Source organism: Paraburkholderia sp. J63 (assembly GCF_905220245.1).
Lineage (GTDB): Bacteria > Pseudomonadota > Gammaproteobacteria > Burkholderiales > Burkholderiaceae > Paraburkholderia.
Map to the genome: position 1 here is coordinate 1 of NZ_CAJMZF010000054.1, position 16,510 is coordinate 16,510.

At 66.3% G+C, this 16,510-nt stretch carries 18 protein-coding genes; 4 read left to right on the plus strand and 14 right to left on the minus strand.

From position 1 onward, the window contains the following. Positions 1–125: 125 nt before the first annotated feature. Positions 126–878 carry an IclR family transcriptional regulator gene (locus tag U5775_RS34395; RefSeq protein ID WP_322062594.1) on the minus strand — a complete coding sequence of 251 codons (753 nt, stop codon included), beginning with the start codon at positions 876–878 and terminating at the stop codon, positions 126–128. A gap of 39 nt (positions 879–917) precedes the next feature. Continuing rightward, positions 918–2,084 (minus strand): acyl-CoA dehydrogenase family protein, encoded by a 1,167-nt coding sequence (locus tag U5775_RS34400; RefSeq protein ID WP_322062595.1) that lies wholly within the window; start codon positions 2,082–2,084, stop codon positions 918–920. 410 nt (positions 2,085–2,494) lie between these two features. On the opposite strand from U5775_RS34400, the gene U5775_RS34405 reads away from it, so the two are divergent. Next, positions 2,495–3,784 carry an MFS transporter gene (locus U5775_RS34405; protein WP_322062596.1) on the plus strand — a complete coding sequence of 430 codons (1,290 nt, stop codon included), beginning with the start codon at positions 2,495–2,497 and terminating at the stop codon, positions 3,782–3,784. Positions 3,785–3,811: 27 nt separating this feature from the next. Here U5775_RS34405 and U5775_RS34410 read toward each other — a convergent pair whose 3' ends face one another. Both U5775_RS34410 and U5775_RS34415 read right to left on the minus strand, forming a co-directional pair. Further along, complete coding sequence (locus U5775_RS34410) at positions 3,812–4,867, minus strand: 2-dehydropantoate 2-reductase (RefSeq protein ID WP_322062597.1); 1,056 nt, start codon at positions 4,865–4,867, stop codon at positions 3,812–3,814. 3 nt (positions 4,868–4,870) lie between these two features. Further along, positions 4,871–5,641, minus strand: a complete 771-nt coding sequence (locus U5775_RS34415; protein ID WP_322062598.1) for a class II aldolase/adducin family protein — start codon at positions 5,639–5,641, stop codon at positions 4,871–4,873. Between the two features lie 197 nt (positions 5,642–5,838). Between U5775_RS34415 and U5775_RS34420 the strand changes: the two genes are divergently transcribed. Further along, positions 5,839–6,282: a MarR family winged helix-turn-helix transcriptional regulator gene (locus tag U5775_RS34420; protein ID WP_322062599.1), complete on the plus strand. Its 444-nt coding sequence runs from the start codon at positions 5,839–5,841 to the stop codon at positions 6,280–6,282. Between the two features lie 56 nt (positions 6,283–6,338). Here U5775_RS34420 and hpaI read toward each other — a convergent pair whose 3' ends face one another. From hpaI to U5775_RS34455, 7 genes are read right to left on the minus strand one after another with little or no spacing between them, the layout of a single operon-like run. Continuing rightward, on the minus strand, positions 6,339–7,115 hold the full coding sequence (gene hpaI / locus U5775_RS34425) for a 4-hydroxy-2-oxoheptanedioate aldolase (RefSeq protein ID WP_322062600.1): 777 nt from the start codon (positions 7,113–7,115) through the stop codon (positions 6,339–6,341). A gap of 53 nt (positions 7,116–7,168) precedes the next feature. Then, a complete protein-coding gene (gene hpaH / locus U5775_RS34430; RefSeq protein WP_322062601.1) occupies positions 7,169–7,972 on the minus strand; it encodes a 2-oxo-hept-4-ene-1,7-dioate hydratase in 804 nt (267 codons plus the stop codon). A 30-nt stretch (positions 7,973–8,002) separates the two neighbouring features. Next, the gene (locus U5775_RS34435) at positions 8,003–8,404 is read right to left on the minus strand and encodes a 5-carboxymethyl-2-hydroxymuconate Delta-isomerase (RefSeq protein WP_322062602.1); all 402 of its coding nucleotides are present in this window, start codon (positions 8,402–8,404) and stop codon (positions 8,003–8,005) included. Between the two features lie 18 nt (positions 8,405–8,422). Then, a complete protein-coding gene (gene hpaD, locus U5775_RS34440) occupies positions 8,423–9,286 on the minus strand; it encodes a 3,4-dihydroxyphenylacetate 2,3-dioxygenase (protein WP_322062603.1) in 864 nt (287 codons plus the stop codon). A gap of 40 nt (positions 9,287–9,326) precedes the next feature. Next, the gene (hpaE, locus tag U5775_RS34445; protein ID WP_322062604.1) at positions 9,327–10,784 is read right to left on the minus strand and encodes a 5-carboxymethyl-2-hydroxymuconate semialdehyde dehydrogenase; all 1,458 of its coding nucleotides are present in this window, start codon (positions 10,782–10,784) and stop codon (positions 9,327–9,329) included. Between the two features lie 11 nt (positions 10,785–10,795). Continuing rightward, the gene (locus U5775_RS34450; RefSeq protein WP_322062605.1) at positions 10,796–11,593 is read right to left on the minus strand and encodes a fumarylacetoacetate hydrolase family protein; all 798 of its coding nucleotides are present in this window, start codon (positions 11,591–11,593) and stop codon (positions 10,796–10,798) included. After that, positions 11,590–12,375 carry a fumarylacetoacetate hydrolase family protein gene (locus U5775_RS34455; protein WP_322062606.1) on the minus strand — a complete coding sequence of 262 codons (786 nt, stop codon included), beginning with the start codon at positions 12,373–12,375 and terminating at the stop codon, positions 11,590–11,592. Before U5775_RS34455 ends, U5775_RS34450 begins: the two co-directional genes overlap by 4 nt. 216 nt (positions 12,376–12,591) lie before the next feature. On the opposite strand from U5775_RS34455, the gene hpaR reads away from it, so the two are divergent. After that, positions 12,592–12,987, plus strand: coding sequence for a homoprotocatechuate degradation operon regulator HpaR (gene hpaR / locus U5775_RS34460; protein ID WP_134754852.1), 396 nt, complete (start codon positions 12,592–12,594; stop codon positions 12,985–12,987). Positions 12,988–13,061: 74 nt separating this feature from the next. Here hpaR and U5775_RS34465 read toward each other — a convergent pair whose 3' ends face one another. Together U5775_RS34465 and U5775_RS34470 are read right to left on the minus strand one after the other, a co-directional pair. Next, positions 13,062–13,373 (minus strand): thioredoxin family protein, encoded by a 312-nt coding sequence (locus tag U5775_RS34465; protein WP_322062607.1) that lies wholly within the window; start codon positions 13,371–13,373, stop codon positions 13,062–13,064. Between the two features lie 63 nt (positions 13,374–13,436). Then, positions 13,437–14,243 carry a class I SAM-dependent methyltransferase gene (locus tag U5775_RS34470; RefSeq protein WP_322062608.1) on the minus strand — a complete coding sequence of 269 codons (807 nt, stop codon included), beginning with the start codon at positions 14,241–14,243 and terminating at the stop codon, positions 13,437–13,439. 623 nt (positions 14,244–14,866) lie between these two features. Here U5775_RS34470 and U5775_RS34475 point away from each other — a divergent pair. After that, on the plus strand, positions 14,867–15,142 hold the full coding sequence (locus U5775_RS34475) for a hypothetical protein (RefSeq protein WP_322062609.1): 276 nt from the start codon (positions 14,867–14,869) through the stop codon (positions 15,140–15,142). A gap of 96 nt (positions 15,143–15,238) precedes the next feature. Here U5775_RS34475 and U5775_RS34480 read toward each other — a convergent pair whose 3' ends face one another. Further along, entirely contained in the window at positions 15,239–16,498 is a 1,260-nt protein-coding gene (locus tag U5775_RS34480; protein WP_322062634.1) for a winged helix-turn-helix domain-containing protein, read from the minus strand. Between the last annotated feature and the right edge of the window lie 12 nt (positions 16,499–16,510).

Consider the following 16,510-nt stretch of genomic DNA (forward strand, 5'->3'; position numbering starts at 1 on the left):
AGCGGTACATGCGATCTGAATAGCCGCACCAATCTCAAACGGGAATTAAATGAACGAATCGGACGCTATTATCGGGTGCCAGATCATTTAATCCCGCTTCTGCAAAATCCGCTTTCCAGCCCCATTCAATTAGCACCACTTTCCCGCCAGGCCGCCAGAATCTCCGCCTTCGTTTCCAGCAGCGTTCGAACATGCGCATCGAGATGCTGGCGGATGCGTTCGGTCGGGCCGCCTATCGAGAGCCCGTAAAGATCCCCACCAAAGTCGAGCGCAACCGCCACCGCGGAAAGCTCGGGCGCACTCTCGCCCAGATTCGCGCACCAACCGCGCGCCTTTGCTTCGGCGGCTTGCTCCACGAGCGTTTCGAGGCACGTCGCGGTTGCATCGGTATAGCGCTCGAATACGAGCTTCGCGCCGAGCAAGGCCTGCGCCTCGGGCGCGAGCTCACCAAAAATCGCCTTGCCAATGGAGTTCGCGTGCAATGGCCGTTGCGCGCCGGGCTCGCTCGCATAGCGCACCGCCTTCTCCGACTCGACGACGTCGAGATACACCACCGCCGTGCCATGAATCTTGCCGAGTACGACGGTTTCGCCGCTCGTGTCGCGCAACTCGACGAGGCGCGGATGCATCATCTCCACGACGGGGTCCACGGCGTCGATGGCTTGCGCGAGCAGTTGCAGACGCCGCGTGGGATAGTAGCCGCCGCGCTTGCGCACCTCGTAGAGATAGCCACGGCTCACGAGCGTGCGCGTGAGCGCGAGGCAGCTCGATGCGGGCACGTCCAGCAGGCGCGCCATTTCGACGAGCGGCAGGGGCCGCTGCTCGGCGGCAAAGAGTTCGAACACGTCGAGCGTGCGGGCAACGAGTTTGACGTCCATGAATGCGCTTGGAAGAAGAAAGGCGCGGCGTCTGGCCGCTCAATACGACTTCGGCAGCCCGAGCACTTTTTCTGCGATGAAGCAGAGAATCAGCTGCGGGCTCACGGGCGCGAGCCTCGGAATCATCGACTCGCGCAAATAGCGCTCAACGTGATACTCCTTCGCGTAGCCCATGCCGCCGAGCGTGGCGATGGCGGTCTGGCACGACTGGAACGCGGCTTCGGCGGCCAGGTACTTCGCGGCGTTGGCTTCCGCGCCGCAGGGCTCGCCCGCGTCGTAGAGCGTGGCGGCCTTCATCACCATGAGGTTCGCGGCTTCGAGCGCCATCCACGCCTGTGCGAGCGGATGCTGGATCGCCTGGTTCTGTCCGATCGGCCGCCCGAACACCACGCGCTCCTTTGCATAGTTCGTTGCGCGCGCAAGCGCTGCGTGGCCGAGCCCGACCGCTTCCGCCGCGATCAGGATGCGCTCCGGGTTGAGCCCGTGCAGCAGGTAGTGAAAGCCCTTGCCTTCCTCGCCGATGCGGTCTTCCACCGGCACGCGCAGGTTGTCGATGAAGAGCATGTTCGAGTCGACGGCCTTGCGCCCCATCTTCTCGATCTCGCGCACTTCCACGCGCGTGCGGTCGAGGTCCGTGTAGAAGAGGCTCAGGCCGTCGGTGGGCCTCTCCACGCGATCGAGCGGCGTGGTGCGCGCGATGATCAGCATCTTGTTGGCGACCTGGGCCGTCGAGATCCAGATCTTGCGGCCCGAGAGCACGTAGTGGTCGTCATCGCGCACGGCCTGCGTTTTCAGGTGCGTGGTGTCGAGGCCGGCGTCGGGTTCCGTGACGGCGAAGCAGGCCTTGTCGCGGCCCGCGATGAGCGGCGGCAGGAAGCGCTGTTTCTGCGCTTCGGAGCCGAACACCTGCACGGGGTTCAAGCCGAAGATGTTCATATGCACCGCCGACGCGCCCGAAAGCCCCGCGCCCGAGCCGCTGATCGTGCGCATCATGAGCGCGGCTTCCATCATGCCGAGCCCTGCGCCGCCATAGTCGGGCGACATGGCGATGCCGAGCCAGCCGGCCTCGGCCAGCGTGCGGTGCAACTCGTGCGGGAAACCGCCTTCGCGGTCGCGTTCGAGCCAGTAGGCGTCGTCGAAGCGCGCACAAATTTTCTCGATGGCTGCGACGATGGCTTGCTGGTCTTCAGTCAGAGTGAATTGCATCGCGAGCGTCCTGATGAGGCAGTGCCAGGTCGAGGGGCACGGTGGCTGCTGCGGCTTGATACGGACTGCCAATAATGTGCCGTCGATATGAGGCAAGCGAAGACGCTGGCCAATTCAGCCCATTTTCGAACGGTAAATATTGCAACTAACAGCCAATTCCACCGATCCACCACCATGCGGGCGTGCCGCAGGGCGACCAAAAAATTCCCGTGCAAGAATTTATATTCACACAGAAGAATTTCTGAGTCAACAATCGAATTTTCAATCGACTGCAGACCGACCACGCGCGCGCAGTGCTCCCAAACGGCCCAACCCAGCCCGGGTTTTGATCAGTGGCGCGGGATACGTCGCCGATGCTACCGTTGCACGAAACTTCAACCAGGCCGCGCAGCGGCCACCGGAGACTGCCCATGAATAGCGTTGGCATGACCGCAGAGCGCAAGGGCAAGCTGAGCCGCAAGCAGCTGATTTTCGCGGCCACGATCGGCAATGCGCTCGAGTTTTTCGACTTCACCGTCTACAGCTTCTTCGCGCTCGCGATCGGCAAGCTGTTCTTTCCCACCATGTCGAGCTATGGACAACTGCTCGCCTCGGTGGCGACCTTCGGCGTGGGCTTCGTGATGCGTCCGCTCGGCGGCGTCGTGATCGGCGCCTACGCGGATCGCGCGGGCCGCAAGCCCGCCATGACGCTCACCATTTTCATGATGGCGCTCGGCTGCGCGCTGATCGGCCTTGCGCCCACCTACGCGCAGATCGGCGTGGCGGCGCCCGTGATCATCGTGTTCGCACGGCTGTTGCAGGGCTTTTCGGCGGGCGGGGAGGTGGGCGCTTCCACCACGCTCCTGATCGAGGCGGGCACGCCGGCCAATCGCGGGCTGCTCGGCAGTTGCCAGTTCGCGAGCCAGGGCCTCGGCGTGTCGTTCGGCGCGTTGACGGCAGGACTCCTGACGACTTTTCTCGATCCCGCGAGTCTGCTCTCGTGGGGCTGGCGCGTGCCGTTCCTGATGGGCGTGGCGATTGCGCCGATCGGCATGTGGATACGCCGCCGTCTCGAGGAACAGGCGAGCACCGATGCGCGCCCCGTGCGCATGCCCCTGCTCGCGGTGCTGCGCGACCACTGGCGCCGCGCGCTGGTGGGCACGCTGCTCACGATGGGGTCGACGGTGATTGCTTATGTCGTCACGTTTTACATGCCCACCTATGCGATCCACGAGCTCAAGGTGCCCGCGCCCACGGCGCTGCTGGCGGGCCTCGTGTCCGGCGTGGTGACGTTCGTGGTCGCGCCGCTGGCGGGGCTGCTCTCCGACCGCATCAGCCGGCGTGCGCTGGTGTTCTGGCCGCGCGTGGCCGTGATGCTGCTGATCTGGCCGGCGTTCCAGTGGCTATCGAGCGGCCCCGACGCCGCGCGCCTGCTGATTACCGTGGGCGGCCTCAGTGTGCTGCTCGCCCTGCAGGCCGCGCCCGCCATCACGATGCTGCCCGAGATGTTCCCGCGCGCCGTTCGGGCGACGGGCATGGCGATCGTCTACAGCGTGGGCGTGGCGATCTTCGGCGGCTTCGCGCAGGCGATCGCCACGTGGCTCATCCGGGTCACGGGCGACCTGCATGCGCCCGCCTGGTACGTGATCGTCTGCGCGGCGCTCTCGTGCCTCTCGCTGCCGTTCATCCGCGACCTGACCGGCAAGCCGCTGGAGGATTGAGGGCGCTTTGCGTCTTGCGCTCCGGGCTCAGCGCACGAGGTTCGACGCCCCGGCGCGCCGCGCCGCCTCCAGATTCGCGTCGAGCTGGCGCGCGAGTCCATAGAGCATGCCGAGCGACGGCGCGGTCACGCCCGAGCGTTGCGCGAGCTCGTAGGGCGCGCCCAGCAGCGCTTCTACTTCGAGGGTGCGGCCTGCTTCCACGTCCTGCAGCATCGAGGTCTTGAACGCACCGAGCTTGCGCGTGATCGCGTTGCGCTCCTCGATGGTCATCGCCAGGCCGATGCCGAGCGCTTCGCCTATCGTGCGTGCCTCCGCCATGATCGCGTTGACGAGGCTCGCGGTGAGCGGGTCGTCGAGGATTACGTCGGCGCTCGAACGCGTGAGCGCGCTGATGGGGTTCATCGTCATGTTGCCCCAGAGCTTGGCCCATATTTCATGCTGGATCTGCCCGGTGGCCTGGACGTCGAAGCCGGCCTGCGCGAGCAGCGCGCACGCCTCTTTGGCGCGCGCCGTCGTGCGCTGCGAGGCGGCGCCCACGATGAGCAGATTGCCTTTGCCCTTGCGGATCACGCCGGGCGCCGCAATCGACGACGAGAGATGCACGACGCAGCCCGACGCCTGCGCGGGCGGCAGCGCAGCCGTTACCGCGCCGCCGGGGTCGACGGATTCGAGGTGCCGGTCGTCCCCCGCGGCCTGCTTGCCGCCGAAGCCGGCGAGAAACCACCAGGGCACGCCGTTCATCGCCGAGACGATGTGCGTGTGCGGCCCGACGAGCGGCGCCAGCGAGGCCGCCGCCTGCACGAGCGCCTGGCCCTTGAGGCAGACGAACACGATGTCTTGCGCGCCGAGCTCGGCGGCGTTGTCGGTGGCGTTCACGCGCGCCGTGTAGCGCACGCCTTGTTCGGGGTCTTCGAGTATCGTGAGGCCGTCGCGGCGGATGGCTTCGAGATGCGCGCCGCGCGCGAGCACGCTGACGTTCAGGCCGAGATTCGCGCCGAGGTTCATGCGTGCGAGCCGCGCCGCAATGAGGCCGCCGATCGCGCCGGCGCCGACCACCGTGATACTGCGCTGCGAGGAATCCACTGCTTACTCCTTGTATGAAGGGTCGATGCGCTCCACGCGCCGGATCAGCGCGGCCAGCACGTTCTCGCCGGCGCCGTGCGCGGGAGAGAATTGCAGCGCGTCGCGCGTGGAGCGCGCGGTGATGGCCGCATCGATGGGAATGGCCTGGCCGCGCATGGAGTCGGTCACGCACTGGATCTCGCAGGCGCGATTGAGCGTCCAGAGCAGCACGAATGCGTGCGCGAGGCTCGTGCCGTGCGCGAGCAATCCATGATTGCGCAGGATGAGCAGGCGCCGGTCGCCCATCGACTTCAAGAGGCGCGGCTGTTCTTCGTCGTGCACGGTGATGCCTTCGAAGTCATGGTACGCCACCATGTCGTGCAGTTGCGCCGAATAGAAGTTCGTATACGCGAGGCCGCTTTCCATGCACGCGACCGCGAGGCCCGCCGTGGTGTGCGTATGCATCACGCAATGCGCGTCTTCCACGTGGGCGTGAATCGCGCTGTGGATCACGAAGCCTGCCGGGTTGATCGGATAGTCGCCGGGGCTCAGGATGTGGCCGTCCAGATCGACTTTCACGAGATTCGACGCCTTGATTTCGTCATACGCAAGGCCGAACGGATTGATCAGGAAATGCTTCTCGGGACCGGGCACGCGCAGCGTGATGTGATTGAAGATCAGTTCGGTCCAGCCCAGCATATGAAATACGCGGTAAGTGGCCGCGAGCTTCACGCGTGCGGCCCATTCCTGCGGCTCGCACCAGCTCGGGCGAGCGGCTTCGGGTGTTGCGCTCATGGGGGCGTCTCCGTTTCCAGGTCCGCGCTCACGCGGCGGGCGAGCTGTCCGGAATGACCTGATTTCAAGCCGATGCTACGCGCAAATAAATGCGTGTGCAAGCATCAAATTTTCCGGAAAAGCGCCTGAATTAAAGGATTCCATAAATGGTATGCTAGCGCCGTTGACGCCAGATGGCGAGCCGCGCGAGACGAAAGATGACGGGCAAGAACCAGATTGAAGAGCTGTTCACTTACCGGCTGCACGTGCTGAAGAAGCAGACGGACCGCGCCATGAACGAGGCGTTTTCGGCGGCGCTGGCGCTCACGCTCACGGAGGCGCGCATTCTGCTGAGCGTGGGGGCCTTCGGGCCGATTTCGGTGTCGGATCTCGGGCGCGTGTCGAATCTGGACCGCAGCCAGGCGAGCCGCGCGACCGACGTGCTGGAGCGCAAGGGGCTGCTCGAAAAGGCCTCGAATGCGGCGGACGCGCGCGGCGTGCTCGTCAAGCTCACTGCGCAGGGACGCAATACTTACCGGCGCGCCTCGGCGATTTCGAAGTCGGGCAACGAAGCGATTCTCTCGGTGCTGAGCGAGCAGGAGCGCGAAGCGTTGCAGAACGCGCTGGCGAAGCTCGTGGCGCAGGGCGGCGAGCTGGAGTAAGGAACGCCGCTGAGGGGGCCATACGGGCGCCGCGCACGGCGCCCGCGAAAGCGGGATCAGACGGCGGGCTGGCGGAACGCCGCGGCCAGTTCATTCGCGCCGCGCGCCAGCAGCGCAACGTCGCTGCCGACTGCAACGAAGGTCGCGCCCGCTTCCAGGTACTCCTGAGCGATTGCGCGATCGGCGGCCAGCACGCCTGCCGCCTTGCCGTGCGCGCGCACGGCGCGGATGCCCGCAACGATCGCCTCGCGCACCGCCGGGGCGCCTGGCTGCCCGAGCAGGCCCATCGAAGCGCTCAGGTCCGCGGGACCGAAGAACACCCCATCCACGCCTTCCACGGCGGCAATCTCGTCGAGTTGCGCGAGCGCGTTGGCCGTCTCCACCTGCACCAGCACGCAGAGCTCATCGGCGGCGCGATGCAGATAATCGGGGGCGCCGTTCCAGCGCGACGCCCGCGCGAGCGCGCTGCCCACGCCGCGAATGCCGAGCGGCGGATAGCGCGTGGCAGCCACGGCGGCGCGCGCGTCGTCGGCGTTTTCGATCATGGGCAAGAGCAGCGTCTGTGTGCCGATGTCGAGCAACTGCTTGATGATGGCCGCGTCGTTGCGCACCGGCCGCACGATCGGATGCGTGGGATACGGCGCCACGGCCTGCAGTTGCGCGAGCGTGCTGCGCAGGTCGTTGGGCGCGTGCTCGCCGTCGATCAGCAGCCAGTCGAAGCCCGTGCCCGCGAGCAGTTCGGTCACGTACGAGTCGGCGAGCGCGGCCCACAGGCCGATCTGCGGGCGGCCTTGCGCGAGCGCGCGCTTGAATGGGTTGTCGAGTATTTGCATGGGAATCCTGATTATTTTTCGGCGATGGCCATCTCTATGACCATCGCAGCGCTTCAGACGAAATTAAAGCCGATGCCGCCCAGCGGGCCGTAGTCGGCATGGAACGTGTCGCCCGCGCGCGCGGGAATGGGCGCCGTGAACGAGCCGCTCAGAATGACGTCGCCGGCTTCCAGGCGCTCGTCATGGCGCGCGATCTTGTTTGCGAGCCAGGCCACGCCCGTGGCCGGATGATTGAGCACGGCCGCGGCCAGGCCGCTTTCCTCGACGGCGCCGTTCTTGTAGAGCAGCGCGCCCACCCAGCGCAGGTCGACGTCGAGCGGCCTCACGGGGCGGCCACCGAGCACCACGCCCGCGTTCGCGGCGAAGTCCGAAATCGTGTCGAACACCTTGCGCGGCGCCTTCGTTTCGCGGTCGAACTGCTCGATGCGCGCGTCGATGATCTCGATCGCGGGCGTGACCCAGGCGGTCGCGTCCAGCACGTCGAACAGCGTGACGTTCGGACCTTGCAGCGGCTTTTGCAGCACGAACGCAAGCTCCACCTCCACGCGCGGCGCGATGAAGCGCTCGGTGCGAATGTCGCTGCCGGCCTCGATGAACATGCTGTCGAGCAGCGGCGCGTAATCGGGCTCGTCGATCTGCGAGGCGCGCTGCATCGCGCGCGACGTGAGGCCTATCTTGCGGCCCTTGATCGTGTGGCCCGCCGCGAGCTTGAGCTTGACCCACTCGCGCTGGATCGCATAGCCGTCGTCGATCGTCATCGAAGGATGGGCGCGCGAGAAGTGGCGCAATGGCGTGCGCGTGCGTTCGGCCTCGTCGAGCTGGGTGGCCAGCTCGCGAATCAGTTGCGGATCTAGCATGATGATTCCCGTTGTTTGCGATGCAAGCGCTCAGGTCTTGAGCCGGGCGTGCAGGTTGTTGTGCTTCCACGCGCCTTCCTCGCTGAACTCGACGATCTCGAGCGAGAGCGCGAGCCCATGCGCGGCGAACGCCTGCGCAAAGTGTTGCTTGATGGCTTCGAAGAGCGCGTCGCCGGTGGCGCGGCGCACTTCGGGCGCGCGACCCGCGCCGATCTTGAGGCAGCCGTGCAGGAAGGCGTTGTGCGGATCGCCATCGGCGACGAAGTATTGCTCGCAACGCAGCGCGCGCGTGCGGATGCCGCCGCGCGGATACACGCGTGCGCCGCTCGCGTCGCGTTGCGCGTCGAGCACCTGCGCGAGCGTCGCGCAGAGCTTGCCGATGCTCGCCTCGTCGGCGAGATTGGCGCTGTATTCGAGGGTGAGATGCGGCACGGAGCGCTCCTTCGAGATTTAGACGGGCAGCGGCGTGACGGGAAGGATCGCGTTGATCTGCCCGGTGCCGGAGCTGCCGAAATACGGCGTGACGACTTCGGCGCGGCCTTCGTAGCGGTCCCAGCCGAGCGCGCCCAGCAGCATGGCCGTGTCGTGCATGCCGCCCTCGCCCCAGCATTTTTCGGCGTAGAGCGGCAGCATTGCGCAAAAGGTCTTCCAGTCGCCGCGCTCCCAGAGCGAGACCACGTGGCGGTCCGTTTCTTCGAGGAACGGGTCCCAGACCTTGTGCATGAACTGCTCGGCCGTGCCGTTGTTCGCGAAGTGATGGCTGAGCGAGCCGCTCGCGAGAATCGCTACCGTACCGTCGTAACGCTCTTCGATGGCCTTGCGCACGGCGAGCCCGAAGCGCACGCTCGTCGCGAGGTCGTGCCACATGCACCAGCCCGCGACGGACACCGTCTTGAAGTGCTGGTCGGCGTTCATGTAGCGCATCGGCACGAGCGTGCCGTATTCGAGCTCGAGCGTGGTCTCGCTATGCGCGCGGCTCTTGACGCCCATCTCGTTCGCGACGTCGGCAATCAACTGGCCGAGCCCCGGATTGCCGGGGTACGCGTACTGCATGTTCTTGATGAAATGCGGCAGCTCGTTGCTCGTGTAATTGCCTTCGAAATGCGGTGCGCAGTTGATGTGATATTCGCTGTTCACGAGCCAGTGCACATCGAACACGACGATCGTGTCCACGCCCAGCTCGCGGCAGCGCCGGCCGATTTCGCGGTGACCGTCGATGGCGGCCTGGCGGCAGCCCTTGTGCGGTCCGTCGAGCTCGGAAAGGTACATCGACGGCACGTGTGTGATCTTGGCCGCCAGTGCGAGTTTGCCCATCGCGGTCTCCTTGGTCGTTATCGAATGCGGCGCGAGCGGCTCAGGCGCCCCAGCGCGGAATGTGATGCGAGCCCATCGAGACGCAGACGTTCTTCGGCTCGAGGAATACTTCGTAGCTCCAGGTACCGCCTTCGCGGCCCACACCCGAGGCCTTCGAGCCGCCGAACGGCTGGCGCAGATCGCGCACGTTCTGGCTGTTCACGAAGCACATGCCCGCCTCCACGGCGGCGGCCACGCGCAGCGCGCGTCCGGTGTTCTCGGTCCACACATAGCTCGACAGGCCATAGGCGATGTCGTTCGAGAGGCGGATGGCGTCGGCTTCGTCGTCGAACGGAATCAGGCAGGCGACCGGCCCGAAGATTTCTTCCTGGGCGATGTGCATGCGGTTATCGACATCGACGAATACCGTGGGCTGCACGAAATTGCCCTTTTTCAGGGCCTCCGGCAGCGTGGGCGCATCGAGTCCGCCGCACGCGAGCGTTGCGCCTTCCTTCGGCCCGAGTTCGATATAGCTGCGCACTTTGGCGAGATGGCCCTGGCTGATCATCGGGCCCACAACGGTTTTCTCGTCGAGCGGGTCGCCCACGGTGATGCGCTTTGCGCGCTCGACGAAGCGCTCGGCGAACTTCGCGTAGATCGAGCGCTGCACCAGAATGCGCGAGCCTGCCGTGCAGCGCTCGCCGTTGTTCGAGAAGATCATGAACACGGCGGCATCGAGCGCGCGCTCGAAATCGGCGTCTTCGAAGATCACGAACGGCGACTTGCCGCCCAGCTCCATCGAGAACTTCTTGAGGCCCGCGGTCTGCACGATGCGGTTGCCCGTGGCCGTCGATCCCGTGAAGGAAACCGCGCGCACGTCGGGATGCGCGACGAGCGGCTCACCCGTCTCCTTGCCGAAGCCGTGCACGACGTTCAGCACCCCTGATGGAATACCGGCTTCGAGCGCGAGCTGGCCGAGCATGGAGGCGGTGAGCGGCGAAAGCTCGCTCATCTTGAGCACCGCCGTATTGCCGAACGCGAGGCACGGCGCCACCTTCCAGGTGGCCGTCATGAACGGCACGTTCCAGGGCGAAATGAGCGCGCAGACGCCCACGGGGTGAAACAGCGTGTAGTTCAGATGCGTGCTGGTGGGGTAGGTGTGGCCGTCCACGGCCGTGCACATTTCGGCGAAGTAGGTGAAGTTGTCGGCGGCGCGCGGCACGAGCTGCTTGCCCGTTTGCGAAATGGTCTGTCCCGTGTCCTTCGTTTCGGTCTGCGCGATCTCGGGCACGTTCTTCGCAATCAGCTCGCCGAGCTTGCGCACGAGCTTCGCGCGCTCCGCGGCGGGCTTCGCGGCCCAGGCGGGGAACGCGTCCTTCGCGGCCCGCACGGCCAGGTCGATTTCCTCGGCGCCGCCGCGCGCGACTTCCGCGAGCACTTCCTGGTTCGCGGGGTTCACGGTTTCGAAGTAGTCGCGCCCCGTGTGGGCGCGGCCGTCGATCAGGTGTTCGATGCGCATGGCGTTCTCGCTTACGTCTGTGATGTCTGTTGCGTCTGGGGAGCGCGGCCGAACTCGGCGTCGGACGCGATGGTATTGACAAGGCGGCCGAGGCCGTCGATTTCGCAAATCACTTCGTCGCCGGCATTCACGTTGACGACGCCTTCGGGCGTGCCCGTGAGAATCACGTCGCCGGGCGCGAGCGTCATGAAGCCGCTCAAATACTCGATCAGCTCGGTGATGCCGGTGACGAGGTCGCGCGTGTTGCCGTGCTGCTTCAGTTCGCCGTTCACCCAGGTGCGCAGTTCAAGCGCGTTGACGTCGGCGATATCGGCGGCGTCGACGAACCACGGCCCGAGCACGGTGCCGCCGTCACGGTTCTTCACGCGCAGGTTCGGGCGATAGTAGTTCTCCAGATAATCGCGAATCGCGTAGTCGTTGGCGATGGTGTAGCCCGCGACATACTGCATGGCGTCTTCGCGCTTCACATTCTGCGCCGTGCGGCCGATCACGACCGCGAGCTCGCACTCGTAGTGCATGAACGTGACGTCGGCGGGACGGCGCGTGACGCCGCGATGCCCGATCACGCTGCCGGGTCCCTTGAGGAACACGAGCGGTTCTTCCTGCTTCGTGAATTGCAGCTCTTTGGCGTGCTCGGCGTAGTTCAGGCCGAGCGCGAAGATCGTGCCGGGCTCGAACGGCGCGAGCCAGACGACCTCATGTTCCTCGCGCACGCGGCCATCGGCGAGACGCACGCGGGCGTTTTCGAGCGGGCCTTCGGGTCTTGCTTCGTGGATGGCGCCTGAGTAGGCGACGCGTCCTCGCATCATGCTGGTGCTCCTTGCGTGGCGGCTTGCGCTGCCGTTTGCGGCGCGACGAATTCGATCGCGAGCGCGGGCCAGTCGGCAATGGAAATCGTTGCGCGCGCACCAGAATAGGCGATGGGTGCGCCATGCGGCACGCCGAGCGTGAGCACGTCGCCGGCTGAAAGCGTCATGAAGTCGGTCACGTCGGCGAGCAGTTGCGCGACGCCGCGCAAACAGGTGGACGTATTCGCGCTGAAGCCCGGCTGGCCCTCGATGTCAACGTGAATCGCGAGCCGGTCCGGATCGGCAACATGGCGGCGCGCCTGCACCGTGGGGCCGATCACGCAGAAGCCGTCGCGAGCGCGAAAGCGCACCGAGGGACGATAGACGCTCTCGTGCGGCACGCTGAGGTCGGCGATCAGCGTGTAACCCGCGATGTAATCGAACGCTTCATGCGCGTTCACGCGCGCAGCGGTGCGGCCGATCACGATGCCGAGCGACGCGCCCACCTGAACGCCTTCCGCGCCCGGCACGCTCACGCGCGCGCCATGACCGGCGAGCGTGTTGCGCGGCTTCAGATAGAGGATAGGCGCGCGCGGCGGCGCCTTGTAGGGCGCGGCGTTCACGGCTTCGCCGAGCGCTTCTAGCGCGGCGCGGTCGTTGAGCAGCGTCCCGTACACGGCGCCCGCCAGGGGGGCGCGGCAGCGGGCGCCGCCCGCCAGCAGCGCCCGCGCCGCGCCGGCGCTCACGTCGCGCGGCAGGGCCTCGCCTTCGAGATGCAGCAGATGATCGGCCAGTGAAAACATGTTGTGGTTCGCTTTCTCGAAAACACTAATATGTGAGTGATTCTGCGCTTGCTATGATCGAGCGTCAACCATCGACGAAGATTTCGCGGGTTTCCCCTGGTCGCCGACCGGGGGCCGCCGCGCAATCACGTAGTCACGTATTGAAGCGTATTGAACGAAGCCACCATGTCCGATTCTTCCCGCACGTCCACCCGCGTTGCGCACCGCAACCTGCCCATGCTGCTTTTGCGTGCGCGCGAAAAGATGATGGAGCGCTTCCGTCCGCTGATCACGGCGCATGGGCTCACGGAGCAGCAATGGCGCGTGATTCGCGCGCTCAACGAGAGCGGGCCGCTCGAGCCGCGCCAGATCTCCGATCTGTGCACGATTTCGAGCCCGAGCATGGCGGGCGTGCTCGCGCGCATGGAGGCGCTGGGCCTCGTGACGAAGGAGCGTTTCGCCGACGACCAGCGGCGCGTGCTCGTGACGCTCACGAAGAAGAGCCACCAGCTCGTGAAAGCGATTTCGAGGGATCTGGAAGCGCGCTACAAGGCGCTCGAAGCGGAGGTGGGGCCGGAAGTGGTGGAGCGCGTCTATCGCGCCATCGACGATTTGCTGGCCGGGCTCGAGTGAGCGCGCGGCGCTTCTGGCGCCATGGGGCAGCGCGCGCCCTGGTGGCGCCGTGGCCCTGAAAGCTGGATGACCGCTCAGCCGAGCGCGTCGAATGCCGCGTCGAGTTCGGCGGCGTTGCCGGGACGCACGACGCGCGCCACTTCCGAGCCGTCGCGCAGGAAGATGAGCGTGGGCCAGAGCTTCACGCGAAACGAGCGGCCGAGCGCGCGGCCCGGGCCGTCTTCCACCTTGATGCGACGCACGTCGAGGTGCTTCGCGAACGCATTGTTGATCAGGGGCTGTGCGCCCTGGCAATAGCCGCACCAGTCGGTGCCGAACTCCAGCACGGCGAGACCGCTCAGCGCATCGATTTCCTGGCGGGCCGGGGCTTTCGTGGCGTAGCTCATTACGTCTCCTTTCGAGGTCATCGTCATACGATACCGCAAGCGATGGCCGCGCGCTGGCGCCGCTTACGCGAGCGCGCGCGTGGCAATCGTGGCGGTCGACTCGATGCGCTCGACGAGCCAGCCATCCTCGCCGTGCGTGGCGACGATGGCGTCGATCCCGGCGAGCAGCGCGTCGAGCCGCTCGCCCAGGCGCTCGCGCGAGAGACTCGACATCGAAAGCGGCCGCGCCTTCAACTGCTCCGCGCTCACGCGGCGGTACTCGATCACCGAAATGCGCTCGATGGCGGCGAACGCCGAGCGCGCGAGCACATCGGCATGGCTCTCCCATTGCGGCGAGCGGCGCATTTCGCGTGCCGGATCGTTATCGGCATAACGGTCGAGCAGATCGCGGTATTGCGCGGCCCAGGGGTGCAGCGGGTCGTCCAGATGCGTCGTGTTGAAGAGCGCGAGGGCGCCGCGTTCGCTCAGGATCGCATCGAGCCGCGCGAGCGTATCGACGCGATCCATCCAGTGAAACGCCCGCCCGATCACGGCTAGGTCGAACCGGCCGAGCAGGGGCGAGAGGTCATACGAACTGCCTTGGCGATACTCGATGTTCGGCGCGATGCCCGCGCCCAGTTGCGCGGCGACTTCGAGCATGGCGGGCTCCGGGTCGATAGCCACGGCGCTGGCCACCCAGCTCGCGAACGCGAGCGAGAGCTGGCCGGGCCCGCAGCCGAGGTCGAGCAGGCGCTGCGTGCCGTTCAGGCCGGCATGCTGCGCGACGCGGCGAATGAGTGTGGGCGAGTACGCGGGGCGGCCGCTCAGGTAATGCGGCGCGGCGTGGTGAAAGCGCTCGGGGATGAAAGGCGTGACATGGTTCGTGGGCATGAGGGACGCTCGGGCTCGCGGGAGACTTGCACAGTCTGGAGAGGCGAGCGGATGGCGTCAAGGCGGATCGCGGCGCGCGTGCCACGCGCCTGCCATAAGGTGAGGCTTTTCGGGAGTGAGCGAGGCGCCGCGTGCGGGCGCACCGTTGGCGTGCCGCGCGCGCCGTGTGACGAATCGGTGTCCGGCGAGAAAGTGCCTTGAAACAAGGGGAAACGCGCAACGGATCGCCAGGTGCGCAAGCGCATTGCGTTGTGCTGGCCGGCGCTGCAACCGGCGCGCGAATGACTCTTTACAGCACAAAGGTGAGCGTTTGCGGGAGTGTGCCGGAGTGAGCTTGCACGCATGCGCAAGCGCACCGCCACGCAGCCGTCTTGCCGACGGCCCAATGAATCGATGCCTGTTTTCAGGGCTTTTCTCTGCGCCTGCCATGAGCCGCAGCAAGCGCGAGTGGCGCGCGTATCGGCAGGGAACGTGCAAAGGTGAGAAGATTCGGGAGCTGCCCGGAGCGTTGCCGGGCGGCGCGGCGTACCCGCCGGCGGCCGATGGACGGCTGCTTGCGATCGGTATATAACAGCAGTGCGGGATTTTTTTCACGACGTACCAGTAAGGGGAAACGGTTCATCATGACGAGCGACGACACGCAAAAGGATGACGCTCAAGCGCCAGGCGACGACGCGCGCAAGCACGATCTGGAGAATCTCAACGCGGCGTTCTCGCACGTGGACGAAGGCGTGAAGAGCGGCAGCATCGCCAAGGGCGCGGCCAAGGGGCTGGTCTTCAGCCTGATCGAAACGCTGGGTGCGCTGGTGGGCGACCCGGATCTGCCCGAGCATGCGCGCTCGGGCTATGAAGGTCTGCTCGAAGCGGCGCGCGAGTTGCGCGTGAAGCTGGAGCGCTGAGCACCCGCGAGGCAAGCAGAGACCGCGCGGGCGGCGTGCGCAACGGGCGCGCCGCCCGCGCTTCGTTTTCCGGTGTCGTGATTCACAAGCCGTGATTCATGGCTCGGCAAGCAGCGCGTCGGCCAGTCCGTGCGGCGCCTCGCCGATCCGCAGTTCCGGCGTGCCGTGCCAGTCGGCGCAACGTTGCAGCGCGCGCCGCAGATCGCTCACGAGACGGCCGCTCACGCGCACGCCCGGCTCCAGATGCAGCGACTTCAACTCGAATACCGCCTGCGCACGATGGGCTTTCGCATCGGCGCGTCCGATCAGCTTGCCGCGATTCAATATTGGCAGTACGAAGTAACCGTACCTGCGCTTGTGCGCGGGCAGGTAGCATTCGATCGCATAGTCGAAGCCGAATAGCGCCGTCGCGCGCTTGCGGTCCCACACGATCGGGTCGAACGGCGAGAGCAACGTGGTGGCGGTGGAGGCCAGCGCGCCGCTTGCGGCGTCGTCGATGAGCGGTGCGAAGTCGCGATGCACGAACGCGTCGTGCTTCCAGTCTTCCACGCGCACGGGCACGAGCTCGCCCGCGTCGGCGAGCGCATGCAGCGCCTCGGTGTACGGGCGGCGCGGCAGGCGGTAATAGTCGGCGGCCCAGTCGGCGCGGATCACGCCGAGCGCCTGGCAGGTGCGCAACAGCAGCGCGCGTTCGGCGTCCGCGCGCGCGGGCAGGTCGCGCGCGTCGCTCCAGCTGGGCAGCACGCGCTCGGCCACGTCATAGACGCGCTGAAAATTGCGGCGCTCGGCCACCATCAGCGCGCCGGTCGCGAACAGCACTTCGAGGTGGCGCTTCTCGGGCTTCCAGTCCCACCAGCCGCCGCCTTTCTCGCCTTTTTCGCGCGCGAAATCGGCAGAGCGCACGGGGCCGTTCGCGCGGATGCGCTCGAGCAGCGCGTCGATCTCGCGACGATGCTTCGCATGCCAGTCGGCGGCGTATTTCCAGCCCATGCCCGAAGGATCGAGCATGCGATGGCGCAACAGGCCATAGTCCTCGATCGGCACGAAGCAGGCCTCGTGCGACCAGTATTCGAACAGCCGGCCTTCGGCGAGATGGGCGTCGAGCCAGCGCGTGTCATAGGCGCCGATGCGGCTGAACAGCACGAAGTAAGGACTGCGAGCGACCACATGAATCGTGTCGATCTGCAGTTGCGCCATGCGCCGGATTGCGTCGAGCACGTCGTCGCGCGTGGCCTTGCGGCGCGGCGGCGCGAGCAGCCCTTGCGCCGCGAGATGCAGCGTGCGCGCCGCCGCGAGCGATAGCGTCACGCGCGTGGCCGATGGCGCGCCCGCTTCGGCGGGCGCGTCGAGCGCCATTCCGTCACTCAA